This is a genomic window from Blastococcus sp. SYSU DS0669, from assembly GCF_054050895.1.
Map to the genome: position 1 here is coordinate 1 of NZ_JBJHAE010000019.1, position 14144 is coordinate 14144.

Sequence of the window (14144 nt, forward strand, 5' to 3'; positions counted from 1 at the left end):
AGAGGGTGCGGGGCGGGCCGGGGGGCCCGCGGGGGGGGGCGCCGCCGGCGGGGGGGGGGGGGGGGGGGGGGGGGGGGGGGGGGCCCCCCCCCCCCCCCCCCCCCCCCCCCACCCGTGTGCTCAGCGGCCTCGGCGGGAGCGGGCGCTGAACGAGGCGGCCGACGACGAGCCGGCCCGGGCGGCGAGCTCGGCGCGGGTGCGGGCCGGGCCGCTGGGCCGGCCGGAACCCGAGCCGCCGCTGCGCCCGGACGAGCCGGCGGGCTTGGCCGCGGCCGAGCCCGAACCGGAGCCCGAGCCGCCACGCCGGCGGCGTCCACCGCCGGAGCCCTGCGGCTGCGGCTCGGGCGCGGGGGCCGGCTCCACGTAGGGGGCCGCCGGACCGGCGAGCTCCGCGATCTCCGCGGAACCCGGACGCACCTGGCTGACCACCGGGTTGATGCCGGCCTGGCGGGTGAGCGTGCGCACCTCGCCGACCATGTCGGGCGTGGTGATGGTGACGACGATGCCGCCGGCACCGGCGCGGGCCGTGCGGCCCGAGCGGTGCAGGTAGGCCTTGTGCTCGGTCGGCGGGTCGACGTGCACGACCAGCGCGACGTCGTCGACGTGGATGCCGCGGGCGGCGATGTCGGTCGCGCACAGCACCCGGGTCGAGCCGTTGCTGAACGCCTCGAGGTTGCGCTCGCGCGCGTTCTGGCTCAGGTTGCCGTGCAGGTCCACCGCGGGGATGCCCTGGGCGGTGAGCTGCTTGGCGAGCTTCTTCGCCTGGTGCTTGGTGCGGGTGAACAGCACGCTGCGGCCCAGGCCGGACGCGAGCTGGCGGACGACCTCACCCTTGTCGGCGGTCTGCACGTGGAAGACGTGGTGGGTCATGGTGCTGACCGGGGCGACGGCCGGGTCGACCGAGTGGGTCACCGGGCTGCTCAGGTAGCGCTTCACCAGCACGTCGACGCCGTTGTCCAGGGTGGCGGAGAACAGCAGCCGCTGACCGGTCTTCGGGGTGCGGTCCATGAGGCGCTTGACGCCCGGCAGGAAGCCCAGGTCGGCCATGTGGTCCGCCTCGTCGAGGATGGTGATCTCCACGCCGCCGAGGTCGCAGTGCCCCTGGCCGATGAGGTCCTCGAGCCGGCCGGGGCAGGCGATGACGATGTCGACGCCGCGGGACAGCGCCTGGACCTGCGGGTTCTGGCCGACGCCGCCGAAGATCGTGGTGGCGTTCATGCCGAGCGCGCGGGCCAGCGGGTCGACGACGGCGAAGACCTGGTTGGCCAGCTCGCGGGTCGGCACCAGCACGAGGGCGCGGGGGCGCTTGGCCTGCCGGCGGGAGCCGGAGGTGGCGAGCCGGGAGACCAGCGGGATCGAGAAGGCGAGGGTCTTCCCCGACCCGGTGCGCCCGCGGCCGAGGACGTCGCGGCCGCCGAGGCTGTCGGGCAGCGTGGCGACCTGGATGGGGAACGGCGCGGTGATGCCGCTGCCGGTGAGCACCTCGACCAGCGGCGCGGGGACGCCGAGGGCCTCGAAGCTGGTGTCGGTGGGGAGCACGGTGGCGTCGGCGCCGACCGGGACCACGACGGGCGCGGGCGCGGCCGCGGGCGCGGGGCGGTGCTGGACCTGCTGCTCGCCGGCCGGGCGGGTGCCGCGGCCGCGCCCACCGCGACGGCGGCGGGGGGTCTCGGACGAGGCAGGGGAGTTGCTGATGGAGGTCACTGGGATCCTTCGACGCTCGAGTGGCCGCACGAGCACCTCGGCGAGCGCGAGCCCCGGCACGTCTGCACGGTGGCAGGGCGGGTCGCATCGTCGGCGAGACGTCGGTCAGCCGGGCGCACCAAGGTGGCGCAGCCTCAGCCCGACGTCGATTCCTGCCGCTCCGGATGAGCGAGGGCGGCGCCGGTACGTAGTACTCAACCAGAGATCACCGCGTCGTGGTCCCAGGTGGGGGGAGTCCCCCGTCACATCGGGTGAGCCGTCGGTCCGCGGTAGGTGCGGCGGTAGGCCAGCGGCGCGACCCCGATGGCGGCGTGCAGGTGCTGGCGCATCGACGCCGTCGTCCCGAAGCCGGACCGCTCGGCGACCCGCTCGACCGGCACGTCGGTCGACTCCAGCAGCCGGCGGGCGAGGGCGACCCGTTGCTGCACCAGCCACCGGGTGGCCGAGGACCCGGTCTCCTCGCGGAAGCGCCGGGTGAAGGTGCGGACGCTCATCCGCGCGTGCGCGGCGAGGTCGGCCAGGGTGAGCGGCTCGGCGAGGTGCTCCAGCGCCCAGGCGCGGGTGGCCGCCGTGCCGGAGTCACCGAGCTCGGGCACGGGCCGCTCGATGAACTGCGACTGGCCGCCGTCCCGCCACGGGGCGACGACGCTGCGCCGGGCGACCCGGCCGGCCACCTCGCTGCCGTGGTCCCGGCGGATCACGTGCAGGAGGAGGTCGATCCCGGCCGCGTTGCCGGCCGAGGTGAGGACGTCGCCGTCGTCGACGAAGAGCACGTCGGGGTCCAGGTGCACCAGCGGGAAGAGGTCGGCGAAGGCCGGGGCGTGCACCCAGTGGGTGGTCGCCCGCCGGCCGTCGAGCAGCCCGGCGGCGGCGAGCACGAAGGCCCCGGTGCAGATCGAGACCAGGCGGGAGCGCCCGGCCGCCCGGCGGAGCAGCCGGGCCAGCTCCTCGGGCACGGTGCCGTCGCGCATGGCCGAGGTGCCGTGGACGCCCGGGACGACGACCGTCTCCGCCGTGTCGAGGATCGAGGCGTCGTGCTCGGGGAGCAGCGAGAAGCCGGCCGAGGTGCGCACCGGCCCGCCGTCGAGGCTGGCCACCCGCACCCGGTAGAGCCTGCTGCCCCGGGCGTCCACGGCGCTGCCGAAGAACTGGTGGGGGAGGCCCACCTCGTACGCCATGGTCTCGGGCAGCGCCAGGACGGCGACCTCGTGCCGCGGTGGGCGACCGCTCGTCGGCATGGCCGGATCCTTGCACAGGTTGGCCGCCCGGCCACTCGCCCGGCAGGCCGCCCGCCCGTCATGCTCTCCGCCGTGACCGCCCTCGCCCCGCCGCGCACGCACCGGATCCACCCGGCCTGGTGGGTCGCCGCGGTGACCTTCCTGGCGCTCGTGGGGGCCGCTGCGTTCCGCGCGGTGCCGGGCGTGCTCATCGACCCGCTGCGCGCGGAGTTCGGCTGGTCGGTCTCCACGATCTCGGCCGCGGTCGCGGTCAACATGGCGCTGTACGGGCTGACCGCTCCCTTCGCCGCCGCGCTGATGGAGCGCTTCGGCATCCGCCGGGTGGTCATGGCCGCGCTCGTCGTCGTCGCGCTCGGCAGCGGGCTGACCGTGTTCATGACCGCGAGCTGGCAGCTGGTGCTGCTGTGGGGCGTGCTGGTCGGCCTGGGCTCGGGGTCCATGGCGCTGTCGCTGGTGGCCACGGTGACCGGCCGCTGGTTCGTCGCCCGCCGCGGCCTGGTCTCCGGCATCCTCACCGCCGGCGGCGCCGCCGGGCAGCTGGTGTTCCTGCCGCTCGTGGCCTGGATCGACTCCGCCTGGGGCTGGCGGGCGGCATCCCTGGGGACGACGGCCGCCGCCCTCGCCGTCCTCCCGCTGGTGGCCTGGCTGCTCCGCGACCGGCCCCGCGACGTGGGCGCCGTCCCCTACGGCGGGACGGCGGCCGACGACGTCGAGCCCGTCCGCGCCGGGGCCGCCCGCGCGGCGGTGCAGGGGCTGGTGCTCGCGGCGAGGTCACGGCCGTTCTGGCTGCTGGCGGCCGGCTTCTTCATCTGCGGCATGTCGACCAACGGGCTGGTGCAGCCGCACTTCATCCCGGCCGCGCACGACCACGGCATGCCGGTGACGACGGCGGCCGGCCTGCTCGCCGTGGTCGGGCTCTTCGACATCGCCGGCACGATCTTCTCCGGCTGGCTCACCGACCGCGTCGACCCGCGGGTGCTGCTCCTGGCCTACTACGGCCTCCGCGGGCTGTCGCTGTTCGCGCTGCCCACCCTGTTCGGGCCGGACCTGCACGTCAGCATGATCGCGTTCATCGTCTTCTACGGCCTGGACTGGGTGGCCACGGTGCCGCCCACGCTGGCGCTCTGCCGCGAGCACTTCGGCGCCCGCGCGCCCGTCGTCTTCGGCTGGGTCTTCGCCTCCCACCAGGTCGGCGCGGCGGTCGCGGCGTTCGGCGGCGGGGTGATCCGCGACGTCACCGGCTCCTACGACCTGGCCTGGTTCCTCGCCGGCGGGTTGTGCCTGCTGGCCGCGGCGGCGTCGATGTCCATCCGCCGGAACCTGCCCCCGCCCACGACGACCGCGCTCCCGGCCGAGCGCGGGGAGGCGGCTGCCGCCCAGGCCCACGGCTGAGCGAGGGGCTCCTCCCTCACCGCGCCGCGTCCTCCCTCACCGCCGACCGCGAGGGAGGACGCGCCGGGATCAGGTCCCCTGATCCCGGCGCGGGACGGCGTCAGTGCGCGGTCGCGAGGACGGCCGCGGGGGAGCGGCCCAGGATCAGGTCGGCCGCCCGCTCGGCGATCATGATCGTCGGCGCGTTGGTGTTGCCGCGCACCAGCGTCGGCATGACCGAGGCGTCGACGACGCGCAGGCCCTCGATGCCGCGCACCCGGAGCTGCGGGTCGACCACGGCCATGTCGTCGGCGCCCATCCGGCAGGAGGAGACCGGGTGGTACAGCGACTCCAGGGTGTCGCGCACCGACTGCCGCAGCGCCTCCCGACCGTGCACCGTCCCGCCCGGCGACCACTCCTCGGCGAGAACCGACGCGAGCGGTGCGGCCCGGGCGATCTCCCGCGCCTGCTCGACGCCGGACACCAGCGCGTCGAGGTCCCGCTCGTCGGTGAGGTAGCCGGCGTCGATGGCCGGCGCCCACGTCGGGTCGGCCGAGCGCAGCCGCACCGAGCCGCGCGAGTGCACGCGCACCAGCACGACGGCGGAGGTGAACGCCTCGGCGTCGGGGTCGACCTCCGCCTGCTTCCAGAACTTCACGGGCAGGAAGTGCATCTGCAGGTCCGGCTCGGCGAGCTCCGGGTTCGAGCGGGTGAAGAGGCCCGCCTCGGCGAGGTTCGAGGTGAGCGGGCCGCGGCCGGCCACCTTCCACCTCGCGAGGTTGACCGGTGTCTCGGCCAGCCGCAGCGACCTCCCCGAGCGCACGTTCCAGACCACCGGCACGAGCGGGTGGTCCTGCAGGCCGGCGCCCACCCCCGGGAGGTCGTGGACGACGTCGACGCCGACCTCGCGCAGGTGCTCGGCCGGGCCGATCCCCGAGAGCATGAGGAGCTGCGGCGAGTTCACCGCGCCGCCGGAGAGCACCACCTCGCGGGTGGCGCGCACCGTGCGCAGCTGCCCGCCCGCGCGGTACTCGACGCCGGTGGCGCGGCCGCTCTCGACCAGCACCCGGGTGGTCAGCGCCCCGGTCCGCACGGTGAGGTTGGGCCGGCTGGCGGCGGGGTGCAGGTAGGCATCGGCGGCCGACCAGCGGCGGCCGCGCTTCTGCGTCACCTGGTACCGGCCGACGCCCTCCTGCGCGGCGCCGTTGAAGTCGGCGTTGCGCGGGTAGCCGCTGGCCACCGCCGCCTCGACGACCGCCGTCGTCCACGGGTGGGGGGAGCGCAGGTCCTCCACGCGCAGCGGGCCGCCGACCCCGTGCCACTCGTCGGCGCCGCGGGCGTTGTCCTCCATCCGCTTGAACAGCGGGAGCACGCGGTCGTAGGACCAGGACGGGTCACCGGTCAGCTCGGCCCACTCGTCGTAGTCGGCGCGCGCCCCGCGGACGTAGATCATCGCGTTGATCGACGAGGAGCCGCCGAGCAGCTTGCCGCGGGGCCAGAAGAGCCTGCGGCCGCCGAGGCCCGGCTGCTGGTCGGTGGTGTAGTTCCAGTCGTGGCGGGTGCGCCAGACCTTGTAGAGCCCGGCCGGGATCTTCACCTCGAGCACGTCGTCGGTGCCGCCGGCCTCCAGCACCAGCACGCGGAGCCCCGGGTCCTCGCTGAGCCGCCCGGCCAGCGCGCTGCCGGCCGAGCCCGCCCCGACGACGACGACGTCGTACTCGTCGGCCACGCGCACCTCGCCGCTCACCGGTGCCGCCCGTGCACCATGCCCATGACCCGGGCCATCGCGTCGGCGGCCTTCTCCGGCCGGCCGAAGCTCATCAGGTTGACCGGCAGCGCCACCCGCTGGCGGGTGATGGCCTTGGCGCGGGTGAACTCCTTCAGCCCGTCCTCGCCGTGGATGCGGCCGAAGCCGGAGTCGCCCACGCCGCCGAAGGGCAGTGCCGGCACCGACGCGAAGGTCAGCACCGAGTTGATCGACGTCATGCCGCTGCGCATCCGGCGGGCGAGGTCCATGGCCTTCTCCTTGGAGGCGGAGAAGACCGCGCCGGCCAGGCCGTACGTGGTGTCGTTGGCCCGCTGCAGGGCCTCCTCGGCGTCGCGCACCTTGGTGATGGTCAGCGTGGGGCCGAAGGTCTCCTCCGTGACCGCCGAGGAGTCCTCGGGGACGTCGAGCAGCACGGTCGGCGCGACGTAGCCCTCGGCGGGGAACGCGTCGGCGTCCGTGCCGCCGGTGATGACCCGGGCGCCCGCGGCCTCGGCGTCGGCGACGTGCCGGCGGACGACGTCGATCTGCGAGCGCATGGTCATCGGGCCGTAGGTCGCCTCGCCGTCGGCACCGGGGCGCAGCGTGCGCACCTGGGCGGTGACGGCGTCGACGAAGCGGTCGTAGACCGCCTCGGTGGCGTAGACGCGCTCGATCCCGATGCAGGTCTGGCCGCCGTTGCTCATCGCGCCCCAGACGGCGGCGTCCGCGGCGGCGGCCACGTCGGCGTCGTCGTCGACGATCATCGCGTCCTTGCCGCCGAGCTCCATGAGCACCGGGGTGAGGGTCTCGGCGCAGGCGGCCATGACCTTCTTGCCGGTGGCCGCCGAGCCGGTGAACGCGAGCTTGTCGACGGGCACGCGGCAGAGCGCCGCGCCGGTGGCGCCGTAGCCGGTGACGACCTGGAAGGCGTCCGCGCAGTCGGGGACGGCGGCCCGCCAGGCGGCGGCCAGCCACGCGCCGACGGCGGGGGTGTGCTCGGAGGGCTTGAAGACGACGGCGTTGCCGGCGGCGAGGGCGTAGGCGATCGAGCCCATCGGCGTGAACACCGGGTAGTTCCAGGGGCCGATGACACCGATGACGCCGAGCGGCTGGTACTCCAGGTAGGCGGCGTGGTTGGCCGCCAGCATCCCGGGGTTCACCCGGCGCGGGCCGAGGGCCTTGCGGGCGTGGCCGGCGGCCCAGGCGAGGTGGTCGACGGCGAGGCTGATCTCGAGGATCGCGTCGGCGTGCGGCTTGCCGTTCTCGCGGTGCACCAGGTCGGCGAGCTCGTGCATGCGCCGGGCGACGTAGCCGCGGTAGGCCGAGAGCCGCTGCTTGCGGCCGTCGAAACCCAGCCCCGCCCACTGCTGGGCGGCGACGCGGGCGCGGGCGACCGTCTCGCCGACGGCGGCCTCGTCGTGCACGGGGAAGACGCCGACGACCGCGCCGCTGGCCGGCGCGGTCGACTCGAAGGTCTCGGTGGTGGCGTGCCGGTCGACCGTTCCCGCGGCGGAGCCGGTGACCGTGTCCAGCTGATCGGCGAGCGACATGTGGCGCACGTTACCCGCGGGTCACAGACACCTGCGCAGGGGTTCGCCCGGTCGGGGACGGCCGGTCAGCGGCCGTCCACCACGGCCCAGGCCGTCTTGGTGCCGGGTTCGGCGAACCAGCCGTGCGCGAGGGAGAGGTCGGCGACCAGGTACAGGCCGAAGCCGCCGAGCCCGGGATCGCGCCCCTGGGCCGGCGCCGGCGCGACGTCGGCCGCCGAGTCGCGGACCGCGACCAGCCAGCGGTCCCCGTCGCGGCCGAGGACCGTCGCGACCGGGGCCCCGCCGTGCCGGAGGGCGTTGGAGGTGAGCTCGTCGGCGATCAGCACCAGCCGCTCGGACCAGTGGTCCCGCTCAGGGTGGGCGACGGTGCGGCTCCCGGTCGTGGACTCCCGGAGACGGCTGCGCAGAGCGGCGAGCTCGCCCAGGGACGTGAGCTCCTGGCACCAGATCTCCGCGAACGGTCCCGGCGGTCGCGCGGCCTGCCACAGCGCCACCCCTCACCGCCTTCCCTCACCGGCTCCGCCGACCGGTCGTGGCGGCACCCTGCCCGTTCCGGGGAAGTGCGAACCCTCGTCTCACCCCGAAGAGGTGGCGGGGCCGACGGCGGTGGGCGCCTAGGGTCCGGGGCATGGCCGCCACCGTTCCCGGGGACCCGGCGGACCCCTTCGGCACGGCCGGCCGGCGCCGCCGGGTGCTCGCCGCCTGGGCCGCCTCGCCGGCCCGCTTCCGCGAGGACGCCAACGCCGAGGAGGACCTCGTCCGGGGCGGCTACCGGGACCGGCTGCTGGTGGAGCTGGCGCAGAACGCCGCGGACGCCGCGCTCCGGGCCGGGGTGCCCGGCCGGCTGCGCCTGCGGCTGGCCGGGGAGGAGCTGCGCGCCACCAACACCGGCGCGCCGTTGGACGACGGTGGGGTGCAGGGCCTGGCCACGCTGCGCGCGTCGGCGAAGCGGGACGACGCCGCGGCGGTCGGCCGCTTCGGGGTGGGCTTCGCCGCGGTGCTCGCGGTGAGCGACGAGCCGGCGGTGCTCTCCCGCACCGGCGGCGTCCGGTTCAGCGCCGAGGGCACGCGGGCCGAGGTCGCGGCGCTGCCCGCGCTCGCCCCCGAGCTGGCCCGCCGGGACGGCGCCGTGCCGGTGCTGCGGCTGCCCTGGCCGGCCGCCGGGGCGCCTCCCGAGGGCTTCGACACCGAGGTGGTGCTCCCGCTGCGCCGGGGCGCGCGGGCGGGCGTCGCCGCGGCCCTCCGCGACCTGCCGGCGGAGCTGCTGCTGGCGCTGCCGGGGCTGGCGGCGGTGGAGGTGGTGATCGACGGGGACCGCCGCGTGCTCACCCGGGAGGGGGCGGCGCCGGAGGTGCGGCTCACCGAGGACGGCGTGCCGACGCGGTGGGCGATGGCCGAGCGGTCGGGCGAGCTCCCGGCGGAGCTGCTGGCCGGCCGCCCCGTGGAGGAGCGCGGGCGCCGGGCCTGGACGGTGACGTGGGCGGTGCCGATCGACGACGACGGCCGGCCGCGGCCCCTGCCCGGCCCGCAGGTGGTGCACGCGCCGACGCCCGGCGACGAGCCGCTGTCCCTGCCGCTGCGGCTGATCGCGCCCTTCCCGCTCGGCCCCGATCGGCGGCACGTGCTCCCCGGCCCGGTCACCGACCTGCTGGTGGCCGAGGCCGCCCAGGCGCTGGTGGAGCTCGTCGCGCGCCTGGCCGCCGACCCCGCGCTGCTGGCGCTGGTCCCGCGCCCCGCGCTGGCCGGCGCCGCGCTGGACGCCGCGCTGACCGCGGCCGCCCTGGAGCGGCTGGGCCGCACCGCGTGGCTGCCCGTCGCCGGGGAGCCCGGCGAGCGCCGGTCGCCGTCCCGCGCCGTGGTGCTGGAGGACGCCACCGAGGAGCGGGTCGCCGCGCTCACCGGCGTGCTGCCCGGGCTGCTGCCGGCCGCCTGGTCGCGGCGCACCGACCTGCCGGTGCTGGGCGCGCTCGGCGTCCGCCGGGCGGGCCTGGCCGACGTCGTCGAGGCGGTGCGCCAGGTCGCCCGCCCGGCCGCGTGGTGGGCGGAGCTCTACGCCGCCTTCGCCGACGCCGACCGGGAGGAGCTCGCGGCGCTGCCGGTGCCGCTGGCCGACGGACGCACGGCGCACGGCCCCGCCGGGGTGCTGCTGCCCGAGCCCGGCCTGCCGGTGGAGCGGCTGGCGGCGCTGCCCGTGCGGCTGGTCGACCCCGCGGCGGTGGCTCCCCGGGCGGCCGGCCGCCTGCTCGAGCGCCTGGGCGCGCGTCCGGCGACGGCGGAGGCGGTGCTCGCCGACCCTGCGGTGCGGACGGCGGTGGAGGGCTCGCTGGAGGCGGCCGAGGAGGGCGCCGCCGACGCGCCGCACCCCGACGACCTGGCCGACGCGGTGCTCGCCCTGGTCGCCGCCGCGCCGGAGGCGGCCGGAGCCCCCTGGCTGGCCGAGCTGGCGCTGCCCGACGCCGACGGCGGGTACGCGCCGGCGGGGGAGCTGCTGGCCCCGGGATCGCCGCTCGCCGACGTGCTGGCCGAGGGTGCGCTGGGCGTGCTCGACCCGGGGTTCGCCGCGACCGCGGACGCCGGGGCGCTGCGCGCGATCGGCGTCCTGGACGGCTTCGCGCTCGTGCGCGCCGACGACCCCGACGACCTCGACGTGGCCGGCGCCGACGAGTGGGCCGACGCCGTGCTCGACCGGCTGCCCGGCCACGCCCCGCCGGTGTGGCCGCCGCTGGTCGCCGTCCGCGACCTGGAGCTGGTGGCCGACTGGCCCGGGGCGCTGGCGCTGCTCGCCGCGGGGCCGGCAGAGGCGTGGGCCGACGTCGTCGTCGGCGGGGAGACGGTGCCGGGGTACCTGCGCTGGTGGCTGCTGACCCACCCGGTCCTCGACGGGCGCCGGCCCGGGCGGCTGGCGCACCCCGGCAGCACCGAGCTGCGTGGCCTCTACGACCCGGCGCCGGGCGACGAGCCGCTGCTCGGGCTGCTGCGCCCGCCGGCCGTGCTGGGCGACGTGCTCTCCGACCCCGACGACGCCCGCGACCTGCTCCGCCGGCTGGGCGACCCGGCGCGCACCGTGCCGCCCGCGGTGCTCCGCACGGTGCACGCCCGGCTGGCCGCCGCACTCGACGGGTTCGACGTCGAGCCACCGGACCGGGTGCGCGTCGCGCCCGACCGGGTGGCCGAGCGCGCGGTGGTGCTGGAGGCGCCGCACCTGCTGCCGCTGGTGGACCTGCCGGTCGTGCCCGCCGGCGGTGCGCCCGAGGCGGTGGCCGACCTGCTGGACCTCCCGCTGGCCGGCGAGCTGGTGGGCGAGCCACGGGTGACCAGCCGGCCGCTGCGCCGGCTGGAGTGGGCGGAGGTGCCGGGCGCCGCGCTGGCCGCCGCACGCCTCGGCCGCGCCGCGCTCCCCGGCGCGGTGGCGTTGCACGAGCGGCTCACCGTCGACGGTCGCCAGGCGGCGTGGTGGCCCGGCGAGGACGTCGACCACGTCGACGGGACGCCCGGCGCGCTCGGGCGGGCCCTGGCCTGGCGGACCGGCGCGTGGGGGCTGCGCCAGGCGCTGGCCGAGGCGTTCGCCGACCCCGACCGCGCCCTCGACCTGGCGGCCGAGGACGCGGTGGGGATCCGTCAGGAACCCCAGCGGGGGATGGCGGCCGCGCCGGGCGCGTGACCGTGCGTGGCCGGCCGGCCGCCGCCCCGCTGCCTGCCCGCCCCGGCTGCCCCGGGCACCGGGGCCACCGACCGCCAGCAGCGGAACAGCGACAACCACCGGTCGGCGGTCAGGGCCGTCGGGCGGGCGGTCGGCGCCAGGCCCTCCTGGCGCAGCCAGCGGACGCCGGCCGTCCCGGGCAGCTGCGCCCGCAGCAGCGGGCCCAGCGGGGCCGACGGCGAGGCGAGGACGGCGTGGGCCAGTCGGTCGAAGTCGGCGGTCTCGCTCTCGGGGAGCGCGGCGCGCGCCTCGGCGGCCGGACCGGTGGGACGAGGGGTGCTGCGTGGCACGGGTGCCTCCGGCAGGGTGCGGTGGGGAGCGCCCCGCGGGCACGACGGGGCCCGGGGCGGGGGCGCAGGGGAGCGGGCGCCCGGGAAGGACCGGGCGCGGACGGCGGGCGGGGGAACCGGCCCGCGGCGCGTCAGCTCAGGAGGTGCGCAGGCGCACGGAGTACCGCATGGGGAGGGACGCTAGGCCGGCGCCGCCCGGGCGTCGAACTCTTTACCGGGAGGCGTCGCGCGCGGCCTTCCGCGCCTGGTGGGCCTCCCAGCGGGCGCGGTCCCGCGCGCGGGCGTCGGCGTTGCGCTCCCACTTCTCCTTGCGGCGCCGCGCGCGGGCGAGCTCGCGCTCCTCGAACGTCGCGTGGGACTCCCAGTCCGCCGCCGCCGCGGCCATGGCGAGCAGGGTGAGCGCGCCGATGGCGACCGCCGCGGCGAGAACCGGGTCCAGCACGGCGAACGCGCCCACCGAGACCGCCAGCGCGACGAGCCCGCCCACGATCAGCAGCGGGGACGGGCGGCGGGACGAGGGGCGCGGCTCGGTCACCGGACCAGTATCCGTCGCCGCGCGGGGCCGGCGGCGGAGCGTCCCGCGGCTGGCGCCGCGCACGCCCGGTGACCTGCGACGCGACCCTTGCGCCGCGACCCCGCGATGCCTACGGTCGGAGCTGCGGTTCAGCAGCAGCCGTGAACCCAGTGCTGGTCGTCGTGTCGTTCGCGTCCGCAGGCTCACTGGTCCGGTTCTCGCCCGAGAGGCAAACCCGTGACCGCTTCCTCGCTCGACCGTTCGCTCACCGGATCCGCTGCGATCCCCGCCGGGATGGACGTCCTCCCGGCCGCCCCCCTCACCCTCGAGGTGGCGGGCTCCGCTTCCCTGCCCCGCCTCACCGTCTCGGGTGAGGTCGACTGCACCTCCGCCCCGCAGGTCGGCGCCGTGCTCGACGAGCTCGTCGACGCCGCGCCGCGGGAGGTCGTGGTCGACCTGACCGCCGTCACCTTCCTCGACTCCGCCGGGCTCTGCACCCTCGCCGTCGCCCACCGCAAGGCGCTGGCCGGCGGCGGGCGGCTCCGGATCCTCGCCGCCACCCGCGCGGTCATCCGGCCGCTGCAGATCACCGGTCTGTGGGACCTGCTCGGCGGAGAGCGGGTCGGCACCGCCGCCTCCTGACCCCTCGCCGCACCGTCTCGCGGGGGTCGGGGGCGCGCCGCCGTCGCCCGAGGGGCAGACTCGGAACCCAGGCCGGGGGCCGGACCGGGTTCCCCGAGCGGACGAACGAGGAGGACCACCGTGCGCGATGCGGTCATCTGCGAGCCCCTGCGGACGCCGGTCGGCGGGTTCGGGGGCTCGCTGCGCGACGTCCCCGTCCAGGAGCTGGCGGCGACGGTGATCCGGGCGCTCGTGGAGCGCACCGGCCTGCCGCCCGAGTCGGTGGACGACGTCCTGCTGGGCCACTGCTACCCGACGATGGACGCGCCGGCCCTCGGCCGGGTCGCCGCCCTCGACGCCGGTCTGCCGGTGACGGCCTCGGGCATCCAGGTCGACCGCCGCTGCGGCTCGGGCCTCCAGGCGGTCATCTACGCCGCCCTGCAGGTGCAGTCCGGCGCCTCCGACGTCGTCCTGGCCGGTGGCGCGGAGTCGATGAGCAACGCGCCCTTCTACTCCACCGCCATGCGCTGGGGCGTCAAGCCCGGGCCCGGCGTGCTCCTCGAGGACGGGCTCGCCCGCGGCCGGGTCACCGCCGGCGGGCAGAACCACCCCGTGCCCGGCGGCATGCTGGAGACCGCGGAGAACCTCCGGCGCGACTACGGCATCGGCCGGCAGGAGCAGGACGAGTACGCCGTCCGCAGCCACCAGCGGGCCGCGGCCGCCACCGCCGAGGGCCGGTTCGCCGACGAGATCGTGCCGGTCACGGTGAAGGGCCGCAAGGGCGACACCGTCGTCGACCGCGACGAGCACATCCGCCCCGACTCGAGCGTCGAGACCCTCGCCAAGCTCCGCCCGATCCTGGGCAAGAACGACCCGGACGCCACCGTCACCGCGGGCAACGCCTCCGGGCAGAACGACGGCGCCGCGGTCGCCATCGTCACGACCCCGGAGAAGGCCGCCGAGCTGGGCCTGCGCCCGCTGGCGCGGCTGGTCAGCTTCGGGGTGGGCGGGGTGCCGCCGAAGACCATGGGCATCGGCCCGGTCCCGGCCACCGCCAAGGCGCTCGCCCAGGCCGACCTGAAGCTCTCCGACGTCGACCTGATCGAGCTCAACGAGGCCTTCGCCAGCCAGGTGCTCGCCGTCGCCAAGGAGTGGGGCTTCACCGACTCCGACTGGGAGCGCACCAACGTCAACGGCTCGGGCATCTCCCTGGGCCACCCGGTGGGCGCGACCGGCGGCCGGATCCTCGCCACGCTGCTGCGCGAGATGGACCGCCGTGACGCCCGCTACGGCCTGGAGACGATGTGCATCGGCGGCGGTCAGGGCCTGGCCGCGCTGTTCGAGCGGGTGTGAAAAGGGCCCCGCTGCCCCCCCACCACTCGCACGCTTGCGGCGGGCCCCTGCAGCGG

At 77.2% G+C, this 14144-nt stretch carries 11 protein-coding genes; 4 read left to right on the forward strand and 7 right to left on the reverse strand.

Features of this window, described 5'->3' with window-relative positions; genetic code table 11:
- Positions 1-120 precede the first annotated feature (120 nt).
- Both ACI792_RS16505 and ACI792_RS16510 read right to left on the reverse strand, forming a co-directional pair.
- Positions 121-1704: a DEAD/DEAH box helicase gene (locus ACI792_RS16505; RefSeq protein ID WP_456603544.1), complete on the reverse strand. Its 1584-nt coding sequence runs from the start codon at positions 1702-1704 to the stop codon at positions 121-123.
- Between the two features lie 242 nt (positions 1705-1946).
- Positions 1947-2942: a GlxA family transcriptional regulator gene (locus ACI792_RS16510; RefSeq protein ID WP_456603545.1), complete on the reverse strand. Its 996-nt coding sequence runs from the start codon at positions 2940-2942 to the stop codon at positions 1947-1949.
- 72 nt (positions 2943-3014) lie between these two features.
- Between ACI792_RS16510 and ACI792_RS16515 the strand changes: the two genes are divergently transcribed.
- The gene (locus tag ACI792_RS16515; RefSeq protein ID WP_456603546.1) at positions 3015-4334 is read left to right on the forward strand and encodes an MFS transporter; all 1320 of its coding nucleotides are present in this window, start codon (positions 3015-3017) and stop codon (positions 4332-4334) included.
- 100 nt (positions 4335-4434) lie between these two features.
- On the opposite strand, the gene ACI792_RS16520 is transcribed toward ACI792_RS16515, so the two are convergent.
- The 3 genes from ACI792_RS16520 to ACI792_RS16530 form a co-directional block, all read right to left on the reverse strand.
- Positions 4435-6060 carry a GMC family oxidoreductase gene (locus ACI792_RS16520; RefSeq protein WP_456603547.1) on the reverse strand — a complete coding sequence of 542 codons (1626 nt, stop codon included), beginning with the start codon at positions 6058-6060 and terminating at the stop codon, positions 4435-4437.
- Positions 6057-7610, reverse strand: a complete 1554-nt coding sequence (locus ACI792_RS16525; protein ID WP_456579943.1) for an aldehyde dehydrogenase family protein — start codon at positions 7608-7610, stop codon at positions 6057-6059. The genes ACI792_RS16520 and ACI792_RS16525 overlap by 4 nt, the downstream gene beginning before the upstream one ends.
- Before the next feature lie 65 nt (positions 7611-7675).
- Complete coding sequence (locus ACI792_RS16530) at positions 7676-8104, reverse strand: ATP-binding protein (RefSeq protein ID WP_456603548.1); 429 nt, start codon at positions 8102-8104, stop codon at positions 7676-7678.
- 134 nt (positions 8105-8238) lie between these two features.
- Here ACI792_RS16530 and ACI792_RS16535 point away from each other — a divergent pair, with 134 nt between their 5' ends.
- On the forward strand, positions 8239-11271 hold the full coding sequence (locus ACI792_RS16535; protein ID WP_456603549.1) for a sacsin N-terminal ATP-binding-like domain-containing protein: 3033 nt from the start codon (positions 8239-8241) through the stop codon (positions 11269-11271).
- On the opposite strand, the gene ACI792_RS16540 is transcribed toward ACI792_RS16535, so the two are convergent.
- Positions 11229-11600 carry a hypothetical protein gene (locus ACI792_RS16540; RefSeq protein WP_456603550.1) on the reverse strand — a complete coding sequence of 124 codons (372 nt, stop codon included), beginning with the start codon at positions 11598-11600 and terminating at the stop codon, positions 11229-11231. The genes ACI792_RS16535 and ACI792_RS16540 overlap by 43 nt on opposite strands.
- A gap of 211 nt (positions 11601-11811) precedes the next feature.
- On the reverse strand, positions 11812-12135 hold the full coding sequence (locus ACI792_RS16545; protein ID WP_456603551.1) for a hypothetical protein: 324 nt from the start codon (positions 12133-12135) through the stop codon (positions 11812-11814).
- Positions 12136-12351: 216 nt separating this feature from the next.
- Here ACI792_RS16545 and ACI792_RS16550 point away from each other — a divergent pair, with 216 nt between their 5' ends.
- Together ACI792_RS16550 and ACI792_RS16555 are read left to right on the forward strand one after the other, a co-directional pair.
- Positions 12352-12756 (forward strand): STAS domain-containing protein, encoded by a 405-nt coding sequence (locus ACI792_RS16550; protein ID WP_456603552.1) that lies wholly within the window; start codon positions 12352-12354, stop codon positions 12754-12756.
- Between the two features lie 120 nt (positions 12757-12876).
- Entirely contained in the window at positions 12877-14088 is a 1212-nt protein-coding gene (locus ACI792_RS16555; protein ID WP_456579937.1) for an acetyl-CoA C-acetyltransferase, read from the forward strand.
- The last annotated feature ends 56 nt before the right edge of the window (positions 14089-14144 follow it).

Coding starts and splice junctions, on each gene's coding strand:
- ACI792_RS16525 (WP_456579943.1), bottom strand. CDS start 7,610: ATGTCGCTCGCCGATCAGCTGGACACGGTCACCGGCTCCGCCGCGGGA.
- ACI792_RS16510 (WP_456603545.1), bottom strand. CDS start 2,942: ATGCCGACGAGCGGTCGCCCACCGCGGCACGAGGTCGCCGTCCTGGCG.
- ACI792_RS16535 (WP_456603549.1), top strand. CDS start 8,239: ATGGCCGCCACCGTTCCCGGGGACCCGGCGGACCCCTTCGGCACGGCC.